This is a genomic window from Vibrio sp. ArtGut-C1, assembly GCF_002105475.1.
GTDB classification, from domain to species: Bacteria; Pseudomonadota; Gammaproteobacteria; order Enterobacterales; family Vibrionaceae; genus Vibrio; species Vibrio diabolicus.
This window is the reverse complement of sequence record NZ_NCTH01000010.1, coordinates 132,260-154,714: the sequence shown is the minus strand read 5'-3', so window position 1 is coordinate 154,714 and position 22,455 is coordinate 132,260. Positions and strand designations below refer to the sequence as shown.

At 44.0% G+C, this 22,455-nt stretch carries 20 protein-coding genes; 12 read left to right on the top strand and 8 right to left on the bottom strand.

Annotated elements, in window-relative coordinates:
• Positions 1–112 precede the first annotated feature (112 nt).
• Positions 113–514 carry a hypothetical protein gene (locus B7360_RS11400; protein ID WP_005396996.1) on the top strand — a complete coding sequence of 134 codons (402 nt, stop codon included), beginning with the start codon at positions 113–115 and terminating at the stop codon, positions 512–514.
• Positions 515–578: 64 nt separating this feature from the next.
• Here B7360_RS11400 and B7360_RS24910 read toward each other — a convergent pair whose 3' ends face one another.
• The 3 genes from B7360_RS24910 to B7360_RS11390 form a co-directional block, all read right to left on the bottom strand.
• Entirely contained in the window at positions 579–674 is a 96-nt protein-coding gene (locus tag B7360_RS24910) for a MetS family NSS transporter small subunit (RefSeq protein WP_005372963.1), read from the bottom strand.
• The gene (locus tag B7360_RS11395) at positions 671–2,137 is read right to left on the bottom strand and encodes a sodium-dependent transporter (protein ID WP_005398219.1); all 1,467 of its coding nucleotides are present in this window, start codon (positions 2,135–2,137) and stop codon (positions 671–673) included. Before B7360_RS11395 ends, B7360_RS24910 begins: the two co-directional genes overlap by 4 nt.
• Before the next feature lie 570 nt (positions 2,138–2,707).
• Entirely contained in the window at positions 2,708–3,298 is a 591-nt protein-coding gene (locus tag B7360_RS11390; RefSeq protein WP_085343540.1) for an outer membrane beta-barrel protein, read from the bottom strand.
• A 127-nt stretch (positions 3,299–3,425) separates the two neighbouring features.
• Between B7360_RS11390 and B7360_RS24515 the strand changes: the two genes are divergently transcribed.
• Together B7360_RS24515 and B7360_RS11385 are read left to right on the top strand one after the other, a co-directional pair.
• Positions 3,426–3,518, top strand: coding sequence for a YnhF family membrane protein (locus tag B7360_RS24515; protein WP_005372970.1), 93 nt, complete (start codon positions 3,426–3,428; stop codon positions 3,516–3,518).
• Between the two features lie 44 nt (positions 3,519–3,562).
• Complete coding sequence (locus B7360_RS11385) at positions 3,563–4,714, top strand: patatin family protein (RefSeq protein WP_005398215.1); 1,152 nt, start codon at positions 3,563–3,565, stop codon at positions 4,712–4,714.
• Between the two features lie 121 nt (positions 4,715–4,835).
• On the opposite strand, the gene pyk is transcribed toward B7360_RS11385, so the two are convergent.
• Complete coding sequence (pyk, locus tag B7360_RS11380; protein WP_005398214.1) at positions 4,836–6,278, bottom strand: pyruvate kinase; 1,443 nt, start codon at positions 6,276–6,278, stop codon at positions 4,836–4,838.
• A 412-nt stretch (positions 6,279–6,690) separates the two neighbouring features.
• On the opposite strand from pyk, the gene B7360_RS11375 reads away from it, so the two are divergent.
• Together B7360_RS11375 and B7360_RS11370 are read left to right on the top strand one after the other, a co-directional pair.
• The gene (locus tag B7360_RS11375) at positions 6,691–7,908 is read left to right on the top strand and encodes an ROK family protein (RefSeq protein ID WP_005398213.1); all 1,218 of its coding nucleotides are present in this window, start codon (positions 6,691–6,693) and stop codon (positions 7,906–7,908) included.
• 370 nt (positions 7,909–8,278) lie between these two features.
• A complete protein-coding gene (locus B7360_RS11370) occupies positions 8,279–9,232 on the top strand; it encodes a chemotaxis protein CheV (protein ID WP_005398212.1) in 954 nt (317 codons plus the stop codon).
• Positions 9,233–9,307: 75 nt separating this feature from the next.
• Here B7360_RS11370 and B7360_RS11365 read toward each other — a convergent pair whose 3' ends face one another.
• The 4 genes from B7360_RS11365 to B7360_RS11350 all read right to left on the bottom strand — a co-directional run bounded on the left by B7360_RS11365 (position 9,308) and on the right by B7360_RS11350 (position 15,386).
• The gene (locus B7360_RS11365) at positions 9,308–12,382 is read right to left on the bottom strand and encodes an error-prone DNA polymerase (protein WP_085343539.1); all 3,075 of its coding nucleotides are present in this window, start codon (positions 12,380–12,382) and stop codon (positions 9,308–9,310) included.
• 27 nt (positions 12,383–12,409) lie between these two features.
• On the bottom strand, positions 12,410–13,813 hold the full coding sequence (locus B7360_RS11360) for a DNA polymerase Y family protein (RefSeq protein ID WP_085343538.1): 1,404 nt from the start codon (positions 13,811–13,813) through the stop codon (positions 12,410–12,412).
• A 4-nt stretch (positions 13,814–13,817) separates the two neighbouring features.
• Positions 13,818–14,510: a translesion DNA synthesis-associated protein ImuA gene (gene imuA / locus B7360_RS11355; protein WP_085343537.1), complete on the bottom strand. Its 693-nt coding sequence runs from the start codon at positions 14,508–14,510 to the stop codon at positions 13,818–13,820.
• 129 nt (positions 14,511–14,639) lie between these two features.
• Complete coding sequence (locus tag B7360_RS11350) at positions 14,640–15,386, bottom strand: YciK family oxidoreductase (protein WP_085343536.1); 747 nt, start codon at positions 15,384–15,386, stop codon at positions 14,640–14,642.
• A gap of 254 nt (positions 15,387–15,640) precedes the next feature.
• On the opposite strand from B7360_RS11350, the gene sohB reads away from it, so the two are divergent.
• The 7 genes from sohB to pyrF all read left to right on the top strand — a co-directional run bounded on the left by sohB (position 15,641) and on the right by pyrF (position 22,406).
• Complete coding sequence (sohB, locus tag B7360_RS11345) at positions 15,641–16,702, top strand: protease SohB (protein ID WP_005385819.1); 1,062 nt, start codon at positions 15,641–15,643, stop codon at positions 16,700–16,702.
• A 208-nt stretch (positions 16,703–16,910) separates the two neighbouring features.
• Positions 16,911–17,591 carry a (d)CMP kinase gene (gene cmk / locus B7360_RS11340; protein WP_005397113.1) on the top strand — a complete coding sequence of 227 codons (681 nt, stop codon included), beginning with the start codon at positions 16,911–16,913 and terminating at the stop codon, positions 17,589–17,591.
• A 110-nt stretch (positions 17,592–17,701) separates the two neighbouring features.
• Positions 17,702–19,372, top strand: coding sequence for a 30S ribosomal protein S1 (gene rpsA / locus B7360_RS11335; protein ID WP_005385817.1), 1,671 nt, complete (start codon positions 17,702–17,704; stop codon positions 19,370–19,372).
• Between the two features lie 213 nt (positions 19,373–19,585).
• Complete coding sequence (gene ihfB, locus B7360_RS11330) at positions 19,586–19,867, top strand: integration host factor subunit beta (protein ID WP_005385816.1); 282 nt, start codon at positions 19,586–19,588, stop codon at positions 19,865–19,867.
• Between the two features lie 263 nt (positions 19,868–20,130).
• Complete coding sequence (locus B7360_RS11325) at positions 20,131–20,427, top strand: LapA family protein (RefSeq protein ID WP_005397112.1); 297 nt, start codon at positions 20,131–20,133, stop codon at positions 20,425–20,427.
• An 18-nt stretch (positions 20,428–20,445) separates the two neighbouring features.
• A complete protein-coding gene (gene lapB, locus B7360_RS11320) occupies positions 20,446–21,621 on the top strand; it encodes a lipopolysaccharide assembly protein LapB (RefSeq protein WP_005376665.1) in 1,176 nt (391 codons plus the stop codon).
• An 83-nt stretch (positions 21,622–21,704) separates the two neighbouring features.
• Entirely contained in the window at positions 21,705–22,406 is a 702-nt protein-coding gene (gene pyrF / locus B7360_RS11315) for an orotidine-5'-phosphate decarboxylase (RefSeq protein ID WP_005397105.1), read from the top strand.
• The last annotated feature ends 49 nt before the right edge of the window (positions 22,407–22,455 follow it).

The window sequence follows — 22,455 nt, the reverse complement described above, 5'->3', positions numbered from 1 at the left end:
CATCTTTACTTTTGCCAGTCTTTTCATACATCGCGCTTACTCATCGTTGACATATTGAAGCACCACTATGTTTGAATAGCGCATGATGTTTTTTTAATAATTGATAACGTGTATGAAGAGCAAATTAATTTTATTAGCAGGACTAGTTTCTAGTACCGCAATGGCGGCAAATGAGCCAACGAACTTGTCTGTTGGTATGGCTGTCGATCAACAGTTGAGTGTTGTTGTTGAGTTAGATAATAAGTATCGCGGCATTATCGGTAACGATGGTATGGCGTTTGATTACATCGCTAAACGTGGAACATTCGATCAAAACATGCCTGTGACCTGGTATGTTGGCGTTGGTGGTTGGTATGAATGGGATGATGAGTTTGGCGTGCGTGTACCTCTCGGTGTGAACTGGGATTTATCACGCGGCTGGGATCTTTATGGTCAAATACACCCAGAGCTAGATCTTTACAAAGGTGCTGACTTACAACTTGGTGGTGCCGTTGGCATCAAATACAGTTTCTAGAATAAAAGAAACATAAAAAACGCCGGTAAATACCGGCGTTTTTTATGTTTGGAATGCAATACTGCTATTGTTTATCCATGGCTCGCTTGATACAAACGGCAGCGCCGCCCCAAGTGATACCTAAACCAATAACCATCATAATAATTGCGCTGATTGTCATTTCGCTGTCTCCTTGCGATTTACTGCGTTAATCACTAGACCAAAGATAAATAGTGCGGCGATAAGTGCCCAGCCTACAGTTAGATCATAACCACCGTAGCCTTCAGTAAATAAAGCATAAAGCTTAGTTGCTAAGATAATGGCGAGCATAATCGGTGTTACGAAGCGTAAACAGATCTCAAACCATTGACCAATAGAGAAATCAGAGCGCTCATTTACGTAATTACGTACTTCAGGCACGCGTTTCAATAGCCACGCCATCAATACAATTTCAACCAAGCCGCCTACCATAATGCCAACGTTGTTTGCGAAGTGGTCTACTAGGTCTAGCAGCAATAGACCGCCATTTGTCGCGAACGCCATAGAAACCACAAAACCAGTTCCGATTACAACGTTTGCAGCTTTTTTTCGGCTCCACTTTAGCTTATCGATGATGGCGGATGTTACGGCTTCCATGATAGAAATGTGCGAACTTAGACCAGCAACCACCAGTGCAAAGAAGAACAGAGGACCAAGAATATATGGTGCGGGTAATAAGTTAATTGCCGCAGGTAAAGTAACAAAAGCAAGGCCAACGCCTGCAGATACCACTTCTGTTAGCGGTTTACCTTGTTCTTGAGCCATGTAACCCAAGACAGAGAAGATCATAATACCAGCGAGGATGGAGAAGCCACAGTTGATCAACACGGTCATAAACGCGTTGTTCGTGATGTCCGACTTTTCTGGCAGATAACTAGAGTAAGCCAGCATGATCGCGAAGCCGATGCTTAAGGTAAAGAAGATCTGACCGTACGCAGCTGCCCATACTTTCACATCCCAAATTTTGCTGAAATCGGGTTCAAACATGTAGTTAACGCCATCCAAAGCTCCTGGCAAGAAAACCATACGTCCGATTAAAAAAATCACCATCAAGAATAGTATTGGCATCATGATTTTAGATGCGCGCTCAATCCCTGATTTCACGCCTTTGGCAATGGCGGTATAAGTAATGGCCCAAGCAATCACCATAGATAAGGCTATCTTCCATTGAATACTGCCTAAGTCTGTTGGTGAGTTATCACCTAACTTTAGGTACTCACTAAAGAAAAATGCGTTTGTATCGGTTCCCCAACCTTGAGTGAACGACAACCCAAAGTAAGAAATTGACCAACCGATAACTGCAACATAGTAAACGGCGATAACTGCTGCAACACCAACTTGGAACCAGCCAAGCCATTCAAATTTAGAATGAATTTTCGCTAGCGTTTTTGGTGCTGAGCCTCGGTACTTTTGTCCCATACTGAACTCAAGGATCATAAATGGAATACCGGCCGTGATCATGGCGAAAATGTAAGGAATAAAAAATGCGCCGCCACCGTTTTCATAGGCCATGTATGGAAAACGCCAAATGTTTCCCAAACCGATAGCAGACCCGACTGCTGCTAAGATGAATCCCGCTCGGGATCCCCATTGTTCTCGCTTCATATTTGACTCCTATACGACTCCCTGAGGAATGAAGCTCTCTCCGTAACACAGTAATATTTGCGCAAACCGTTGGAAGAAAGGACCGCTGTTATTCATCAGCTTTTCTATCCTTAATTCTAGCTTATTATAATTTTCTAGAGCTATATTCTGGTTACTGTGAGAGAAAGTAGATTATTAATCTTAAAGTTTTGATGTGTGTTTGATAAAACTGAAATATTTATCTGTTTTCACTAATCAGACTAACTTCTAATAATACTTAGCGCAATAGAATCTAAATGTTAACTCAGGTGCGTTGTCTGGTTTTAATCTTGTTAAATTTCAGTTTGATTATGGTTTTGTGTGGGGGATTGGTTGGTTGTATGGAATAAATGACTAGAATCCAATAATCGACTTGGTGTTTAAAACTATTTTGATGAACTAGGGCGTACGGCTATCTTTTGCGCACCCCGCTAGAGAATGCTTCGTTACTTTTCTAAGCGATGATGTTTAGATGATATTCTCTATCTGCTTTGTGTAGGGCTCGCCCAGCACTCTTTGTGGCGAGCCCTACGAAGTGAAGTGTACAAAAAATTAGAAACGGAAACTAAAACCAATATTTGATTGGAATTGGCTCATCCAATCGGTATCGAACTTAATGATGCAGTTTGAGCCGTCATTAGGTAGGGTGCAGGCTCCAGAGGTATCGTTATCAACGACCGTTCCTAACCATCTCAATTGGGCTGTCAACGCAAAGTTCTTTGAAAACTCATATTCCAGCCCTGCAAAAGCGCTAGCCGAAAATCCGTATTTTTTGTCTACCCAATCAACATCTGCGTAAGAGGCTCCCAAGCCAACACCAATATAGGTTTGCCAGTTTTCTGCAACAGGGTAGTACATGCTGCTTTGAAATTGCAGGTAATGGATATCTGCCGAATTTGATAACTTTTCAAGTTCTGTTGATTGGTTGGAGTAAAATAATCCAATTCTTCCTTTCTCAAAAGGCGTCTCGATTGAAATTGCGTAGTTCACTGCGGGATCGAGGTCGTATGTATTGCCACCTTCGTCTTCTACTTGACCGCCACCTGTATAGCCTATGAATGGAGTAACGATAATATTGGCTTGTGCACTTACCGCGGTGCTGAGCAGTATGCTTCCTACCAGCCAGCTGAGTTTTTGGTTCATGTCCTATCTCCTTATTATGACTAAGCTAATTGTGATGGGTTAGTCAAAATTGCGCGACTAAATTAAGCAAATCTTGAACATATTTCACACTGGTGTTATTAATTTGTTACATATTAAGGAGGTGTTTATGGAACACGATCTAAAATCCGCATTAATCATCGTGGTGACTGTTTTTGCAGTACTTTTGTCGTTTGGCATCATTGCGATTACAACGGCTTAAGATAACTACTTTTACCAAACGTTTTAACAAAATGGCGTGAGCCTATGATACGTAACAGCGGTATAATCACAGAAAGCCACACTGAGCTTGATGTCAAAGTTTATGAGCATTTCAGGCATGGAAAAACTGCTTTAGTCACGCAAGGTGGAGGGCAGAGAGGGATTTTTACCGCTGGCGTATTAGACGCATTTTTACTTTCCAACTTTGATCCTTTCGATGAATTCTACGGTACCTCTGCTGGGGCACTCAATTTATGCTCTTACTTATGTCGTCAACACGGTATGGGCAAAGCTTTTATTACCGAACTGACAACGTCTCCCGAATTTTTTAATCTGTTTCGTTATATTCGAAAGCAGCAGTACTTGGGTTTAGAGTGGGCGTTAGAGCGGATTCAAGATTTCCCTTACAAGCTCGATCTTGATTTAGGCCGCAGTGCACTAGGAGGACGAGGTGCGTTTGCAGCGGTAACAAATGTAGAGACGCTATCGGATCAATATTTACCAATCTTGGGTGACACGTGGTTTAACACCATGTTAGCAACATGCGCGATTCCTAAGTTGTACCACGGACCTGTCGACGTTAATGGCAATAAGTTTGTTGATGGTGGTGTGTCGGCTTCTATCCCTGTTCAAGAAGCGTGGCGTCAGAATGCTCGCAACATTATTGTCATCCGAACAGAACCGTTCTCGGAGATTGAAGCGAGAGCGCAAAGTGAAGTAGGGGATGTGCCTGTCGAGTGGTATCGAGAGTCTATTAATTCGGTGCAGCAATCATGGCAGCAAAAAGTGAATCGATGGAAGTTGGATTGGGCTTCGTTCTTCCAACAAAAAATTAATGCCGCCCATCAATCGAAGCTTGCCGGAAAAATGCTATTGAATGGAGGCCGTTGGTTGTTCGGTGCTGATAATTTGTATCGTTTAAGCCATTTAATCGGTGAGAATTTTGACTCAGGTTTAGCCGACATGCTGATGATTCACTATCAAACATTTGAGCTCACTCAGGCCTTTATATCTGCTCCACCTGACGATACTTTCATTTTACAAATCGCGCCTAAAGAGGGGCTTCGTTCTTCTTCTTTGTTAAGTGACCAAGAATCACTAGAGCATGATTATCAACTCGGACTTCAGGCGGGGTTTAATCTGGTTCAACTCTATGACCAACTGAATATTGAAATTGATGGCAGAGAGAGTGCATAACCTTTTGTATTAACGACATAAGCTAAATACAAAGTGACGTGTAAATAAATGAGGCTCCGTTTTCGGAGCCTCATTCGTGTGCGTACCTAATCTCTGTGGTTAATAGGGTTAGGTATAAAGGTTATGCTTGCAGAATTCTCATGCAGTTGGTTGAACCAACGACATCCATTACATCGCCTTGAGTGATCATGACTAAATCACCCTTGTGCAAGAACCCTTGTTCTTTAAGGCTGGCAATCGCAGCTTGAGCTGTCGGTAAACCTGCATCACTTTTTGACTCGAAATATACCGGTGTCACGCCTCGGTATAGTGCAGCTCGATTGAGCGTTGATTCATTACGTGATAAGGCAAATATTGGTAAGCCAGAGCTTAAGCGAGACATCATCAACGCAGTCCTGCCAGATTCTGTTAACGAGATCATCGCTTTAATTCCTTCCATGTGATTCGCAGAGTACATGGTTGCCATTGCGATGGTTTCTTCAGCGGTTTCGAAGGTGCGATCTAAGCGATAAGTGGATAGGCTTGCCTCAGACATTTTTTCTGCGCCCACACATACCTCGGCCATGGATTTGACCGTTTCTACAGGGTATTTACCTGCTGCGGTCTCTCCAGACAGCATCACGGCGTCAGTGCCGTCTAGAACCGCATTGGCCACGTCCATCACTTCAGCACGCGTCGGCATCGGGCTAGTAATCATGGACTCCATCATTTGTGTCGCAGTAATCACGATGCGGTTTAAGCTGCGTGCGCGGCGAATCAGCTTTTTCTGGACGCCAATAAGTTCAGGATCGCCGATTTCTACCCCCAGATCGCCACGCGCTACCATCACCACATCGGATGCGAGAATAATATCGTCAATAGACTCATTGGTCGCGACGGTTTCTGCTCGTTCGACTTTGGCCACCAGCATGGCTTCGAGGCCCGCATCTCTGGCTAGGCGTCGAGCATAATGCATGTCTTCGCCGTTACGTGGGAACGAAATAGCAAGGTAGTCCACTTGAATTTCTGCGGCGGTAAGAATGTCGGCTTTATCTTTCTCTGTGAGCGCATCGGCTGACAATCCGCCGCCTTTTTTGTTGATCCCTTTATTATTAGATAGTGGACCACCAACAATCACACGGGTATGAACTTTATTGCCTTCGACGCTGGTGACTTGCAGTTGAACGCGTCCATCATCGAGTAACAGAATGTCGTTTGGTGACACATCTTGCGGCAGTTCTTTATAATCTAGCCCTACGGACTCTTGGTTGCCTTCACCTTTTGGTAAATCACTGTCTAATGTGAATTTATCGCCCACATTTAACATGACTTGGCCGTCTTTAAAGGTCGATACGCGGATTTTAGGGCCTTGCAAGTCGCCGAGGATAGCAACTTGACGCCCAAGCTTTGCCGCAATAGTACGGACTTTTTTGGCGCGTTGAATGTGGTCTTCACTGGTTCCATGTGAGAAATTCATACGGACAACGTTTGCACCGGCTTTGATGATCTCCTCAAGTACATTGTCCTTATCCGTTGAAGGACCAAGCGTGGTGACAATTTTTGTTCGTCTTAGTTTGGAAGTCATAGATTCTCCGATGAATGTATGTGTAAAGGTAACTTGAACTCTATCCTTACTTTCCTCAATCGCTCTCAAGGTCCGCCTCGTTGCTGAGCCCACACCTTAAAGCTGCTTGAGTATAAGTATATGCACAGAATGTTTACATTAAGAGTAATCCCGGTAAAACAGACAGATATTCCATAGGCTTCAGCCTCTATTGGAGAGAATGCGCTGTTGTAACAGGAGTTGCTTCATAATTTAGTGAATAAAAATAAGTTATTTTTCAAACAATTTAACAGGAGTAGATTCTTCGTTATTTGATTGAATACACAAACAAACAGGTTTATACGTGATGCTTGTCACGGGGATTTATTAATTCACTTCACAATTAGTTCGCAAAGTAAAAAAATTGTCTCGTTATAGAATTTCGGAGTGCAAGATGTACATGGCTCAACCGGGCCATATTGATCATATCAAACAGGTCAATGCTGGTCGTGTATATAAACTAATTGACCTAAAAGGTCCTATTTCTCGAATTGATTTGTCCAAGCAGAGTGAGCTTGCTCCTGCCAGTATCACCAAAATCACTCGAGAATTAATTGAAGCGCACTTGATTCATGAAACCACAGTACAAGAAGCGACGAGTCGTGGTCGACCTGCCGTCGGTTTGCAGGTCAACAACGAAGGGTGGCAATTTCTGTCAATGCGTTTGGGGCGAGGTTATTTAACTATTGCTCTGCATGAGCTAGGTGGCGATGTGTTGATCGATACTAAAATCGAGATACACGAACGTGACCAAGATGATGTGCTTGAGCGTCTGCTCTACGAAATTGATGAATTCTTCCAAACTTACGCGGATCAACTTGACCGTGTTACCAGTATTGCAATTACGCTGCCTGGCCTTGTGAATTCAGAGCAAGGTGTCGTGCTGCAAATGCCTCATTACAATGTCGAAAATCTTGCTCTTGGACCAGAGATATACAAAGCAACGGGCTTGCCAGTTTTCATTGCCAATGACACGCGAGCTTGGGCATTAGCAGAAAAGCTTTTCGGCCATTCTCAAGACAATGACAACTCCGTCCTTATCTCTATTCACCATGGTTTAGGTGCCGGCATCATTCTGGATGGGCGCGTTTTGCAAGGTCGTCACGGCAACATTGGTGAGCTTGGGCATATTCAAATCGATCCAAATGGAAAACGTTGTCATTGTGGCAACATTGGTTGTTTGGAAACCGTTGCCAGTTCTCAAGCCATTCGTGAAGAAGTCGTAAGACGAATTGCTGATGGCGAAGACTCTATTCTTGCTGAACAAGAAGAAATGAGTATTGAGAGCATTTGTGAAGCGGCAGCGAACGGTGATCCGTTGGCAGTTGATGTGATTGAAAAGCTTGGACGCTACTTAGGTTCCGCAATTGCTATTGTGATCAACTTATTTAACCCTGAGAAGATCTTGATCGGTGGTGTGATTAACCAAGCAAAAGATGTACTTTATCCTGCGGTGCGTCGCTGTATCGAAGAGCAGAGTTTACCGGTTTATCACCAAGATCTTGAGCTGGTGGAATCTCGTTTCTATAAGCAAGCAACAATGCCTGGTGCCGCGTTGATCAAGCAAGCGTTGTACGATGGTCAGTTATTGATGAAGGTTGTGGAAGGCTAATTGCTTCAAACATGATGAAGTGCTTAGGTGTCGAGCCTATACATTTTTAGATGATTTAGGGTGAGGCTTAACAGCTCCCCCTTTTTGATCGCTTATTACTAGAAGGTGAATTTGAGTTGTGCTGCATTGCTATATCTGCGCCATTCATGTAATTTCCTAAAAAGCTCAAGTAAATAAACCCAAATGGCTTTCAATGTGTAGAGTGACTTTGTGTCTGATACAAATAGAAGGGAAGTAATGCGCTGAAACCGTTGTACTTTCAAGCCATGCTCGAAAAACAAATATCTTAAGGTTATTTGGGTTTAGAACCTTGATGTGTCTGTATTGATTTCGAGTAAAAATAAGAATTATCCATAATTTAGGTAGTAGTATGTCCGGAGTGTTAAATACGGTTGACCAGCGTACGAACTTGGTTGGTGAAAACCGACTAGAGCTTCTGCTGTTCACTTTAAATAGTCGCCAATTGTTTGCGATTAATGTGTTCAAAGTGAAAGAGGTCATCAAGCTGCCACCGTTAACCAAGCTTCCTGGCTCACACTACAACATTCGTGGGGTCGCTTCTTTACGAGGTGAAGCGGTGCCAGTGATTGATTTGCGTGGCGCAATAGGTTTCCCAGCTTTGCGTGGTGAAGCGGAAGAAGAAAATTTGATCGTGACAGAGTACAACCGTACGGTGCAGGGCTTCTTAGTCGGTCCGGTTAAAAACATTATTAATACGGCATGGACTGAAATTCAGCCGCCTCCTTCCACGTCTGGTCGCTCGAATTACCTCACAGCTATCACGCAAATCAAAGAGGGGGATGCCTCTCAAATTGTCGAAATTATTGACGTTGAAAAAGTTTTAGCAGAGATCGTGCATTACGACGTCACGATTTCAGCGGACATTCTGGATCAAGAACTTGCCCAAGCAATGGTCGGGCGTAATGTTCTGATTGTAGATGATTCATCTACAGCTCGTAATCAAGTTCGCGATACGCTTTCTCAATTGGGTATGAATATCATCGAGTGTCGTGACGGACTAGAAGCGCTAACAGTTTTAAAGCGCTGGTGTGATGAAGGGAAAGACGTAGAAAAAGAGCTGTTGATGATGATTACGGATGCTGAAATGCCTGAAATGGACGGTTATAAACTGACTCATGAAGTGCGCCAAGATCCACGTATGTCTAAGTTGTTTATTACGTTGAACACTTCTCTGAGCGGCAGCTTTAATGAAGCCATGGTACAAAAAGTAGGTTGTGATCGTTTTATCTCTAAATTCCAACCAGATCTGTTGGTTGAAGTTGCTCAAGACCGATTACGCCAGATGCTTTCTAAAAGTGCATGATTAGATATAGTGAAATCAGAGGGGGAGCAGCTCTCCCTCTGATTTTTTAACGCCTCGCTTATTAATATCTCTGTACTAATGAAAGTCGCGAGATTTACTTTGTAGATTATTCAAATAGTGCGTGCAATCAATCAACTTGCCAGCAATAACGTGCGTGACTTCTCCCTCTCTTTCAAGAATGCCTTTCACCATTAATACTTTAGCGCCTAAATACGCTTGCTTTTGGGCTCGTGCTGTCGCTTGCCAAACGACCACATTAATGTTGCCTGTGTCATCTTCTAACGTAAAAAATGTCACGCCAGCGGCGGTGCCTGGAGATTGTCTTCCCGTTACCACGCCTACCACTGTGACCAATGACCTATGCGGTTTCTCTGCCAGTTGCCTCATGCGGGTAAAATGAGGGAGTTTGCCCGTTTCTTCTAATAATTTAATCGGGTGGCGGCTAAGAGATAGTCCCGTGCTCGCGTAATCCTCAATTAAATTTTCATATTCTGAGGGCTGAGTTTGGTAGCTAACACTGGGTTCTTCGACCTTGTGAAACAATGGTAGGTCAGATAAGGAATCCATTGCTGCCCAGCGTGCGTTATAACGATTCCCCGATAGGATCTGAAATGCATTGGCTGAAGCCAATAATTCAATGTCACTTCGGCTTCTTAATATCTGCTTTACTTCTTGAATCGAGCGGTAACCATTAAGTGGTTTGCGCTCAATAAGCCTTTGCGCACTTTCTGCGTTAAAGCCTTTCACCAAGCGAAAACCAAGTTGCACGCCGAGCCTGCCATTCGGGCGTGAGACGAGATGATGCTGATATTTTGAATGATTGACGCACACCGGCAATACTTCGACTCCATGTCGGCGAGCATCTTGTACTAATTGCGATGGGCTATAAAATCCCATTGGTTGGCTGTTCAACAGTGCAGTGTAAAATTCTGCTGGGTAATAATATTTTAACCATGCAGAACAATATGCCAGCACTGCGAAAGACGCTGAATGACTTTCAGGGAAGCCGTACTCACCAAAGCCGCAAATCTGATCGAAAATGCGCTCAGCAAACGCTAAGTCATAACCTCTCTCTTGCATACCATTGATCAGTTTTGGCCTGAATTTAGCCAGATCGCCATTCTTTTTCCATGATGCCATTGCTCGACGGAGTTGATCGGCCTCGCCGCCGCTAAACCCAGCTGCTACCATGGCTAACTTGATTACTTGCTCTTGGAAAATTGGGACGCCCATAGTCCGCTCAAGAACGCTTTTTACTTCTTCCGATGGATAACTGACCGGCTCTTTGTGATCACGCCGTTTTAAAAAAGGATGCACCATATCACCCTGAATAGGGCCTGGACGAACAATCGCAATTTGAATCACTAAATCGTAATAACAAGCGGGCTTTAAGCGAGGGAGCATGCTCATTTGTGCACGAGATTCAATTTGGAATACGCCTATCGTGTCGGCCTTTTGAATCATGCGGTACACGTGTGGATCATCTTGTCGACGAGTGATCTCGGAAATAGAGAGGGAGCGCTGGTGGTGTTTCTCGACCAGTTGAAAGCACTTTCTGATGGCGTTTAACATGCCGAGTGCGAGCACATCGACTTTTAATAGCTTCAAGCTTTCTAAATCGTCTTTGTCCCATTGAATGATAGTGCGATCTTCCATCGAGGCATTTTCAACAGGTACTAACTCATATAAAGGGCCAGATGAAATTACAAAACCACCCACGTGCTGAGATAAGTGGCGTGGGAAGCCAATTATCTCGTTGACCAATTGGATAAACTGCTGCCCTTTGAGAGATTCTGGTTGTAAGCCAAGTTCAATAATTTGAGCTTGCCAGCCTTGGCTGCGATCTCGGCGATTAACGTTCTTAATGAAAAAATCTAATTGGGTCTCTTCAATCCCTAGCGCTTTACCGACTTCACGCACGGCACTTTTAAAGCGATAGCTGATCACTGTTGCAGCAAGTGCTGCACGCTCACGGCCATATTTTTTGTAAATATATTGGATAACCTCTTCACGGCGCTCGTGTTCAAAGTCCACATCAATATCCGGCGGTTCCTTACGTTCTTTACTGATAAATCGTTCGAATAAGACTGCGATTTGTCGAGGGTCGACGGCGGTAATTTCCAGGCAATAGCACACCACAGAGTTTGCGGCGGAACCTCGACCTTGGTAAAGAATGCCTTGTTGTTTCGCGAACATTACGATGTCATGGATGGTAAGGAAGTAGTAGTGGTATTTCAGCTCTTGAATAAGCGCAAGTTCATTCTCGATGGTTTGATTGACTTCTGCTGGCACGCCTTCAGGAAAACGCAGCTTTTTACCACGCTCGACTAACATACGTAAGTAAGAGTCGGGTGTATAACCATCTGGGATCAGCTCGGTAGGATATTCGTATTTTAAATCGGAGAGCTTAAACTCGCATAAATCGGCGATGTAAGTACTTTCTTCCAGCCATTCTGGTTTGTAAATCCGAACCAGTTTTTTAAAAGGACGAAGCGCTCGTTCTGTATTCGAAATACGATCAAAACCGAGTTTATCGACGCTACACCCATGCTTTATAGCGGTAAGTACATGCTGTAATGGCAAGCGTTCAACATCATGCATGAGAACGCCTCCGCAGGCAGTTATAGGTAATTGAAATTCATGTGCTAACTGCTCGCAGTGCGCAATGTACTCAGTATCGTTGTTACTCAAATGGCGCTGAATCGCTACCCACAAACGATTAGCGTGGTGTTGATTGAGCCAGCGTCCCCAATAGTGGTCACTCTCTTGATGTGTGGGCAGCCACAATACCAAGCAATGTCGAATCGACATCAAATCCCATTCGAACAGTTGATAGTTGCCTTTTTCACTTCGTCTTCTTGCGTTTGTGATGATACGACACAACTCGGCATAAGCCTTGCGACAAGGGCAAAGCAGTACGATTTGGCATTCATCATTTAACCAAAACATACTTCCAACGATTTGTTTGATATCGAGTTTATGTTGTTCGATTGTCGCATGGGCTTTGACAACGCCCGCGACCGAACATTCATCCGTTATGGCTAGAGCTTGATAGCGATAGAAAGCAGCTTGGAGTACCAGCTCTTCTGCATGAGAAGCCCCAGTCAAAAAAGAGAAGTTAGACTGACAAAATAGTTCCGCGTAACTCATAATGACCCAACAAAAATAACTGTCGATTTAACAAAAATAGCCATGAAGAAACCAGTGCTTGTGCTGATCACGAAATATCCATAACCAGCGGCCTTGCTTGGTGTGTGCTATGTAGTAATCACGCATGATCTCATCACCATCCCACCACCCAGAAACTATTCGCTCAGGTCCGTGGACCAAAGAAACTTGCTCTTGCAATACAATGGGAGTCGGTAATTGCATTGCGGGGCGTAGTATGGATGGTATGGCGTGCCCCTTTTCATCCGGAGCATCAGCAGGGCGATACTGACTGGCCTTTTCTGGTCTAGGATCGCAAGCAATATTGGGTTTTAAAACGGCACTTTTTCCCAATTTAGCTTGCAGTAAAGAGAGCAGCTCTAAAGCATTCATGTTTCCTTTCTGCCCAGCAAAGAGATCGCGTGATGCACTAAGAGGCTCACCTTGACGGATGACTTTTAACGTTAGCCCTGTGACTGGGCCATTAAGCGAGAGTGATTCTAAGCTTAAACTCGCTAACTGTTGCCAACGCTGACATAGGTAATCACCTTGCGCAGAAGTGAGTTGAAGGTGTTGCTCTTGTTTCTCACGCTGGTGGAGTGTTAAACACAGTTCAAAAGCGACCTTATCTCTTAATTTAAGAAAGGTTTCGAGTTGACGAAGTAATTTGGCCAACGGCTTTTCAATCCACTGAACGTTTTCGATCTCAAACAACAGCTCTAAATAAACTTGGAAGGATTCGGTAGGGTGATAAAAGTCGACAGGGTGTTTAAATTGCCCAGTCAGTCGACCAACGTAGTTCACCAAATCGATATCAAAGCGTCGTGCGATGTCTTGCAATGGCAGTTCAAGCAGGTTTTGCAATGTGGTGACGCCTACACGTTGTAACTTCTCTACGGTAGCGATTGATAAATCTGTCAGTGTTAACGGTAGTGGTGATAAGGCTTTTTGTATGGCAGATTTGTCTTCGCTGATGACGTTCGCTCCTGATAATGCCATCAATTTGGCAGCAAAAGGCGAAAAACCACATCCGAATTGAAAACTCAGTTTCAGCTCCGATAAGTGATCTCTGACTTTGTTCCAATAGTTTTCAAACCCTTCATACAGAGCGAGCATTGGAGTAGCACGCAGCAAAATACCTTGGTTTGGCATCAATACAACGTCAGATGTGATCAAATACAACCACTGAGCCACCTCTTGTAATTTATTTAATTCGGTTTGTGGATGATAAGGATGCACTTGTAAATCTCGACACAAGGACGCAGCACTGCCTAAGCCCATACCAGGCTTAATACCTTGTTGTTCGGCAATCTCGTTGTATTGAATAATCTGGCAACGTTGGCTTTCGACAATCACCACGGGTTGTTCTTGGTTATCACCAAAGAGTGCGTCTAGCTGCAGGCGAGGGAAGTGCAAGTAAATCCACAGAGCCATATCACTAACCTTGGTTCGCCAGTGGGAAATTGACCACAGTCGAGTGCACAGTTTCAGATGATGGTTTCACCAGTTGCGGGTAATGGTGTTGGAAGCCGATACTAACGCTACCTCTATTCCAGCCTCCTTTCCTTTTCAGCACTTCAACATTAATCCCTTGCTCGTCGCCTTTCAGTTTTAAACTGAGTGACACAGGTAAAGACAAGCGGTTGATAGTCTCTGTTTTAAGCATAAAGAGAGGGCAAGTACCTTGTTCACTCGCTACCTGTAAGCGTTTCACTTGATGTATTTCAAGCTCTTCTTGCCATAACAAAACATTACTGCATACCCCACTTTTCAGACATTGCTCTGCAGCCCAAAGAGCATCTTTGGGATGAGTTGGAGTAACAACCCACACTTGGTTTATATCCAACCCTATGTAGTGCAAAAACAGAGAATTCACTAATGCAGGTGGTTGAATAAATGCGGTCACACCATTGGTCTGAGTGGCTTTTAAATAGGGAGCGAGCAAACGCAATTCACCAATACTACCAATAGATTCCATCTCCACCACGCCATGAGGTGGAAAGCCTCCGCCGAGCAAATCATCTAATTCAGAAAAGCCGGAACTAGTCTGCAACTGCTGAGGATCTGTTTTCGTTAAATTTGCTTGCCAAACAAGGTGCTGGCTTTTTAAGTGCTGAATAATATCGTGCATAATAAATACCTGTATGTATGTACAGTATATTTCTATGACAGAAAGTCGCAAGATTTTTATGAAGAGAGAAATGAAAAAAGGCAGCGTTTGCTGCCTTTTCAATCGATTATGTGAGGTAACCTGAATTCGTTATTTACGCTTCGGTTGAGCGTCGATGCACTGACCATTCACATCGGTAACCGCTGGATCCATTAAGTGCAAATATAGCGGCATGATATCCAATGGCGTTTTGAGAGTATTCGCATCTTCACCCGGATATGCTTTTTCACGCATGCGAGTACGAGTGGCACCAGGGTTAATTGCATTAACGCGGATCGGTGTATCACTCAGCTCGTCAGCCAAAACTTGCATCATGCCTTCTACGGCAAATTTAGAGATAGCGTATGGCCCCCAGAAAGCGCGACCAGAGTGGCCGACGGTCGAAGAGGTAAAGATAATACGCCCAGCTTCTGATTTACGCATCACAGGCAGTAGTGCTTGAGTCATTAACACTTCTGCTTTCACGTTGATCTGCATGATATCGTCGAAGTCTTCCTCTTTGATTTGATCAAATGGACACAGCGAACTCAAGACACCTGCGTTGTGTAATAGGCCATCCAAACGACCAAACTGTCCTTCGATTGTCTCTGCCATATCAATGTAATTTTGCTTAGTTGCTCCCTTGAGATCCAGAGGAATGATAGCAGCTTGTGGGTAGCCAGCTGCTTCAATCTCATCATAGATAGATTCAAGGTTTTGCACATTTCTACCCAAGAGAATAACAGTTGCACCGTGCTCGGCATAAGAAAGCGCGGCTTGACGGCCGATGCCATTACCAGCGCCAGTAACAAGAATGACATTACCTTTTAGAGCATCAGCTGAAACGGAGTAGTTCACGGCGATAAATCCTTATTATTGTAAGAGGGTCCATGATAGTTAATTGACGCTAAAAAACGCCTGTTTCTCAATGGAAAATCTTGGTAATCGTGACAAGATGGTTACAATACACCAATTCATGTGTTATACCAATTCCAGAACTTTCGTTAGGTATGCTATCAATCAGAACAAGTGGTTACAAACCGCGCTGCCTTCTCGCTGATGTTTCTGCGTAACATACTAACGTCATCTGAAATGAGATAAAGGAGCTCTCGTTGGAATTTTTATTAGATTATGGTCTGTTTCTGGCCAAAATTATCACGGTGGTTGCTGCGATAATTGTTCTGCTCATTATTGCAAAATCGGCTGGTGGCAAATCGGGTGCGGCGAAAGGGGAGTTAGAGATTACCAACCTTTCAGAGCAACACAAACAATCTGTTGAGCAGTTAGAACATCATTTGCACGACGATGCTTTCATCAAGGCTCGAGATAAAGCGGTCAAGAAAGAAGAGAAAGAGAAAAACAAATCTCGTGAAAAAGAGATCAAACAAGCGAGCAAAGACGGTTCATTAGATAGCAAGCGTGAACCACACCTATTCGTTCTTGATTTCAACGGTAGCATAGACGCAAAAGAAGTCGCGTCTCTACGTGAAGAGATCACTGCTATTTTGGCTGTCGCACGTGAAGGTGATGAAGTATTACTTCGTTTAGAATCTGGCGGTGGTATGGTTCATGGTTACGGCCTTGCCTCTTCTCAACTGGACCGAATCAAAGCTGCGGGTCTTCCTCTGACCATCTCTGTTGACAAAGTTGCGGCAAGTGGCGGTTACATGATGGCATGTGTCGCAGATAAGATTGTTTCTGCACCGTTTGCAATTGTGGGCTCTATTGGCGTTATCGCGCAAATTCCTAACTTCAACAAACTGTTGAAGAAACATGACATTGAGTACGAACAACTAACCGCGGGTGAATATAAACGCACGCTAACGATGTTTGGTGAGAATACCGATAAAGCGCGCGATAAGTTTAAGCAAGAGCTTGAAGAAACACATGTCTTGTTTAAAGACTTCATTCGCGAGCGTCGTCCTAGTTTGGACCTAGACAAAGTAGCCACAGGTGAGCACTGGTTCGGTACACAAGCGAAAGAGCTTGGTTTGGTGGATGATATTAGTACATCTGATGATATCGTTGTTGCGGCATGCAAAGATAAAACCGTACTTTCTGTGCATTATGTGCAGAAGAAAAAACTGGCAGACAAGCTAGCAGGTGTCGCGGGCAAAGTTGCTGATAGTGTGATCTTAAAGTTAGCTGAGCGTGGCCAAAAACCGATTGTTTAATCGAACCTAAGATCATGACATTTAAAACGGCGAGGGTGGAAGCTCTCGCCGTTTTTGTTGAACCTTATGTTTATTGATGAATCCAATTGCGCATTAGGTGTAATGCTTTACACGACATTTTTCCTCGCTCCAAAAGGCGATTACCCGTATAATGCGCGCCTCGAAAACCGAGCAAATTGCTGAAAAGAAACTATAGGTGGAGAAGAACATGTCCTCTCAAACTCCGGTTGTAACCGTAGATGGACCTAGTGGTGCAGGTAAAGGCACTTTATGTATGTTGCTGGCGAAAAAGTTGGGTTTCCAACTCTTAGATTCTGGCGCAATTTATCGTGTACTTGCACTCGCTGCGATTCACCACGGTGTCGACACAGAGTCAGAAGACGCACTTGTCCCACTGGCAACACACCTAGACGTTCAATTTATCGCAGAGGGCGACTTAGTTAAGGTCGTTCTAGAAGGCGAAGATGTGTCAGGGGAGCTTCGCAAAGAAGAAACGGGTATGGCAGCATCTAAAGTTGCGGCTCTGCCACGTGTTCGTGAAGCATTATTACGTCGTCAGCGTGCATTTGAAGCCGCTCCGGGCCTAGTGGCTGATGGTCGTGATATGGGCACAATTGTATTCCCAAGTGCACAAGCGAAAATCTTCCTTGATGCGAGCGCAGAAGAGCGTGCAAATCGACGCCTTAAACAGTTGCAAGAGAAAGGGTTAGATGTTAAATTTGCTGACCTTTTAAGCGAGATCCAAGAGCGTGACGACCGAGATCGTAACCGCCCAGTGGCGCCACTACGCCCTGCTGAGGATGCGCTTGTGCTAGATTCTACGTCGATGACTATCGACGAAGTAGTAGAAAAGGCACTACAATATATCGAATCGAAGCTAGCTGAGTAATGATACTCGGCTAGACTAAGAGCGTTGGTCGCAAGGATGATGACTGGCGAATTTAATAACCCCATGCGGTAGGATACCCGTGGAAGTTTAATTTATTGAAGATTAACTAAATGACTGAATCTTTTGCTCAACTCTTTGAAGAGTTTCTAAACGAAACAGAATTCCAACAAGGCAGCATCGTTAAAGGTACTGTAGTAGCTATCGAGAACGGTTTCGTTCTTGTTGACGCTGGTCTTAAGTCTGAATCTGCTATCCCTGCTGAACAGTTCAAGAACGCTGCTGGCGAACTTGAAGTTGAAGTTGGCGCTGAAGTAGACGTAGCTCTAGACGCTGTTGAAGATGGTTTCGGTGAAACTCAACTTTCTCGTGAGAAAGCTAAGCGTCACGAAGCTTGGATCGTACTTGAGAAAGCTTACGAAGAAGCTGAAACTGTTGTTGGTATCATCAACGGTAAAGTTAAAGGCGGTTTCACTGTTGAACTAAACGGTATCCGTGCTTTCCTTCCTGGCTCTCTAGTAGACGTACGCCCAATCCGCGACACTGCTCACCTAGAAAACAAAGAGCTAGAGTTCAAAGTTATCAAACTTGACCAAAAACGTAACAACGTAGTTGTTTCACGTCGTGCTGTTATCGAATCTGAAAACAGCGTTGAGCGTGACGAGCTTCTAGAAACTCTACAAGAAGGTTCTGAAGTTAAAGGTATCGTTAAGAACCTTACTGACTACGGTGCGTTCGTTGACCTAGGTGGCGTTGACGGTCTTCTACATATCACTGATATGGCTTGGAAGCGCGTTAAGCACCCATCTGAAATCGTTAACGTTGGTGACGAGATCCAAGTTAAAGTTCTTAAGTTCGACCGTGAGCGTACTCGCGTATCACTAGGTCTTAAGCAACTAGGCGAAGATCCATGGGTAGCAATCGCTAAGCGTTACCCAGAAGGTCACAAACTAACTGGTCGCGTAACTAACCTAACTGACTACGGCTGCTTCGTTGAAATCGAAGAAGGCGTTGAAGGTCTAGTTCACGTTTCAGAAATGGATTGGACTAACAAGAACATCCACCCTTCTAAAGTTGTTAATGTTGGCGACGAAGTTGAGGTTATGGTTCTTGAAATCGACGAAGAACGTCGTCGTATCTCTCTAGGTCTGAAACAGTGTAAAGCTAACCCATGGCAGTCATTCGCTGAAGCACAAGCTAAAGGCGACAAAGTTACTGGTAAGATCAAGTCTATCACTGACTTCGGTATCTTCATCGGTCTAGAAGGCGGCATCGACGGTCTAGTTCACCTATCTGACATTTCTTGGAATGTTGCTGGCGAAGAAGCTGTACGTGAGTACAAGAAAGGCGACGAGATCTCTGCAGTTGTTCTAGCAGTAGACGCTGAGCGTGAGCGCATCTCTCTAGGCATCAAGCAAATGGAAAACGACCCATTCAATGCTTACGTTGCTGACAACAAGAAAGGTGTTCTAGTTAACGCTACTGTAACTGCTGTTGACGCTAAAGGCGCTACTGTTGAAATCGCAGAAGGCGTTGAAGGTTACATCCGTGCTTCTGAAGTATCTCGCGATCGCGTAGAAGATGCTTCTCTAATCCTAAGCGCTGGTGATGTTGTTGAAGCGAAGTTCACAGGTGTAGACCGTAAGAACCGCGTAATCAACCTATCTATCAAAGCTAAAGACGAAGCTGACGAGCAAGAAGCAATGGCATCTATCAACAAGCAAGATGACAATGCATTCGGTAACGCAATGGCTGACGCTTTCAAAGCTGCTAAAGGCGAATAATATACTCGCTTAAGCAAAAAAGGAGCCGCAAGGCTCCTTTTTTATATTTGAGCATATTTAAGTAGTAATACTAATGACGGTAAACTATCTTAATAAAAGGCATTTCTTCATTGCGCATTTTGCATAAAATTTGTCTAGAATTGTCAGCAAGTGTTTGTTGGAATTAGTATTACTTACTATAATAAGTGATAAAGATACTCAAAGAGGGCAACTATGACTAAGTCTGAACTGATTGAAAGACTCTGCGCTGAGCAAACACACTTATCAGCGAAAGAGGTAGAGGATGCTGTAAAAGATATTTTAGAGCACATGGCCTCTACGCTAGAGAGCGGTGACCGTATCGAGATCCGTGGCTTTGGTAGTTTTTCTCTTCATTACCGCGAGCCTCGCGTAGGTCGTAACCCTAAAACGGGCGATAAAGTGGAATTGGAAGGTAAATACGTTCCACATTTCAAACCTGGTAAAGAGCTTCGTGAGCGTGTAAATATTGGCTAACGCACTCTTATTAGTTTGAAAAAAGCGGCATACGTTTGTGTATGCCGCTTTTTTGTAATGTATCCAAGCAGTTTACGAAGCGACCTGTTGATTCTGGCTGTTTTCTTTGCAGCTTTCTACACCCAAGTAACTTTAACTTCTAGGCGTGTCTACAAACTAAGCATCTTGAGGTTACTTGGGTATAGATTATTGCTAATATACGTAGTCTGAAGAAGTATTTTCCTGCATAATCTTACCGACTTACTCCTAGAAGGGTGATGTAAATGAAAATTATAAAAATCGTTGCTGTTTTAGCTCTCTTTTTAATTGCATTGGCGTTAGGTTCCCAAAACCAAGAGCTCGTGACTTTTAACTATCTTCTAGCCAAAGGAGAGTTCCACTTATCTACACTATTAGGTGTGGTATTTGTGGTTGGCTTTGCTTTAGCGTGGGTTATCTTTGGTAGTATCCAGCTGAAAACTCAGCTACAAGTTCGTCGTTTAAAGAAAAAACTGAAAAAGTACGAACCTACAGATGCAAACAAACCTGCTGATAAGCCAGCCATCGAAAAACAGGCATAAGGATAAGGCTCAACTTTAATGCTTGAACTACTCTTCTTGTTATTGCCTATAGCTGCTGCGTATGGCTGGTATATGGGGCATCGCAGCGCTCAGCAAGACAAGCAGAAGCAATCTCATCAAATCTCTCGTCAGTATATGACGGGTCTTAATCTGCTGCTCTCTGACCAATCAGATAAGGCTGTTGATCACTTTATTGAATTGCTCCAAGTTGATAACGAGACAATCGATACTCACCTTGCGTTGGGTAATTTGTTCCGGTCTCGTGGCGAAGTCGACCGCGCAATCCGAATTCACCAAAATCTCATTTCTCGCTCTGGCTTAACACTGGATCAAAAGAATCTTGCACTTCAACAGTTGGCGAAAGATTATATGGTCTCTGGTTTTCTCGATCGTGCAGAGAAAATCTTCGAACAGTTAGTCGAAGAGCCAGACTACAAAGAAGCGGCCCTTCAGCAATTGGTAACCATTTACCAACAAACACGTGAATGGGAAAAAGCAATTTATTACGCCAATCAATTGGCTAAGTTGGGTAATAAACGCTCCAGAATGCGTGCGAATATTGCTCATTTTTGGTGTGAAATTGCAATGCTCGACCAAGCCGATGGTAATACTAATAAGGCAATACAGCACTTTAAAAAAGCCCTAGCAGAAGACCCAAAGTGTGTTCGAGCGAGTATTGCTTTGGGACGAATTTATCTAGAGTCTGAAGATTATAAACACACGATAAAATACCTGACGGGTGTGCTTGAGCAAGACAAAGACTTTATCAGCGATGTCTTACCAACCATTGCAGAGTGCTACCATCATTTGGGCCAGGAAGATGAACTTGTAGAGTTTCTGCGAGCTTGTATTGATAAGAAAGCAGGCGTATCAGCCGAGTTAATGTTGGCTCAGTTGGTTGCTCACCACGAGAACGTCGGGGCTGCACAAGAGCTGCTGACCAAACAGCTGCTGAAAAATCCAACCATGAAGGGCTTTTATCGATTAATTGACTACCACATTGCTGAAGCAGAAGACGGTCGCGCGAAGGACAGTCTATCGACGCTACAAGCGATGGTGGGTGAACAGTTAAAAGTGAAACCACACTACCGATGCCGGAAGTGTGGGTTTTCTACTCATTCCCTTTATTGGCACTGCCCATCCTGTAAAGGGTGGGGGACGATCAAGCCAATCCGCGGATTGGATGGTGAATAATTTTAATGCAGCTGACAGAGTTTCTGTCCGCTGCATTTTTTTAACTTTTTATTTAATAAGAACCAAAATAGTTAGGAGATGAAATGATCGACCAAAAAGTTATTGTCGCACTGGATTATGATAACCAAGCAGACGCACTTGCGTTTGTAGATAGAATTGATCCTGCGTCATGTCGCCTAAAAGTTGGCAAGGAAATGTTTACGCTATTTGGTCCTGATTTCGTACGTGAACTCCACAAACGTGGTTTCTCAGTCTTCTTGGATTTGAAATTTCACGATATTCCAAATACGTGTTCTAAGGCGGTCCGCGCAGCCGCGGAATTAGGGGTTTGGATGGTGAATGTGCATGCGAGCGGTGGTGAGCGCATGATGACGGCATCACGTGAAATTCTTGAGCCATACGGTAAAGATCGCCCACTTCTGATTGGAGTAACGGTACTAACCAGTATGGAACAAAGTGATTTAGCGGGTATTGGTTTGAACATTGCGCCTCAGGATCAAGTTATTCGTCTGGCGACATTGACCAAAAACGCTGGTTTAGATGGTGTCGTATGTTCAGCTCAAGAGTCTTCATTGCTTAAGAGCGAACTTGGTCAAGACTTTAAGTTAGTTACACCAGGAATCCGACCTGCTGGCTCTGAGCAAGGTGACCAGCGCCGTATCATGACACCAGTAGAGGCTATTCAGTCAGGCTCTGACTATCTTGTTATTGGGCGTCCAATTACTCAAGCTGTGGATCCTGCTGCAGTGTTGAAATCGATCAATGATAGCTTGTCTAGTATGTAAGCACAGTCTTGTATTGTATAAAGAAAGGTGAGGCTGTGATGCCTCACCT

Coding starts and splice junctions, on each gene's coding strand:
- rpsA (WP_005385817.1), top strand. CDS start 17,702: ATGACTGAATCTTTTGCTCAACTCTTTGAAGAGTTTCTAAACGAAACA.
- imuA (WP_085343537.1), bottom strand. CDS start 14,510: ATGCACGATATTATTCAGCACTTAAAAAGCCAGCACCTTGTTTGGCAA.
- B7360_RS11360 (WP_085343538.1), bottom strand. CDS start 13,813: ATGGCTCTGTGGATTTACTTGCACTTCCCTCGCCTGCAGCTAGACGCA.
- B7360_RS11325 (WP_005397112.1), top strand. CDS start 20,131: ATGAAAATTATAAAAATCGTTGCTGTTTTAGCTCTCTTTTTAATTGCA.
- pyk (WP_005398214.1), bottom strand. CDS start 6,278: ATGACTTCCAAACTAAGACGAACAAAAATTGTCACCACGCTTGGTCCT.
- B7360_RS24515 (WP_005372970.1), top strand. CDS start 3,426: ATGGAACACGATCTAAAATCCGCATTAATCATCGTGGTGACTGTTTTT.
- cmk (WP_005397113.1), top strand. CDS start 16,911: ATGTCCTCTCAAACTCCGGTTGTAACCGTAGATGGACCTAGTGGTGCA.
- B7360_RS11370 (WP_005398212.1), top strand. CDS start 8,279: ATGTCCGGAGTGTTAAATACGGTTGACCAGCGTACGAACTTGGTTGGT.
- B7360_RS24910 (WP_005372963.1), bottom strand. CDS start 674: ATGACAATCAGCGCAATTATTATGATGGTTATTGGTTTAGGTATCACT.
- pyrF (WP_005397105.1), top strand. CDS start 21,705: ATGATCGACCAAAAAGTTATTGTCGCACTGGATTATGATAACCAAGCA.
- B7360_RS11375 (WP_005398213.1), top strand. CDS start 6,691: ATGTACATGGCTCAACCGGGCCATATTGATCATATCAAACAGGTCAAT.
- ihfB (WP_005385816.1), top strand. CDS start 19,586: ATGACTAAGTCTGAACTGATTGAAAGACTCTGCGCTGAGCAAACACAC.
- B7360_RS11390 (WP_085343540.1), bottom strand. CDS start 3,298: ATGAACCAAAAACTCAGCTGGCTGGTAGGAAGCATACTGCTCAGCACC.
- B7360_RS11400 (WP_005396996.1), top strand. CDS start 113: ATGAAGAGCAAATTAATTTTATTAGCAGGACTAGTTTCTAGTACCGCA.
- B7360_RS11395 (WP_005398219.1), bottom strand. CDS start 2,137: ATGAAGCGAGAACAATGGGGATCCCGAGCGGGATTCATCTTAGCAGCA.
- B7360_RS11365 (WP_085343539.1), bottom strand. CDS start 12,382: ATGAGTTACGCGGAACTATTTTGTCAGTCTAACTTCTCTTTTTTGACT.
- lapB (WP_005376665.1), top strand. CDS start 20,446: ATGCTTGAACTACTCTTCTTGTTATTGCCTATAGCTGCTGCGTATGGC.
- B7360_RS11385 (WP_005398215.1), top strand. CDS start 3,563: ATGATACGTAACAGCGGTATAATCACAGAAAGCCACACTGAGCTTGAT.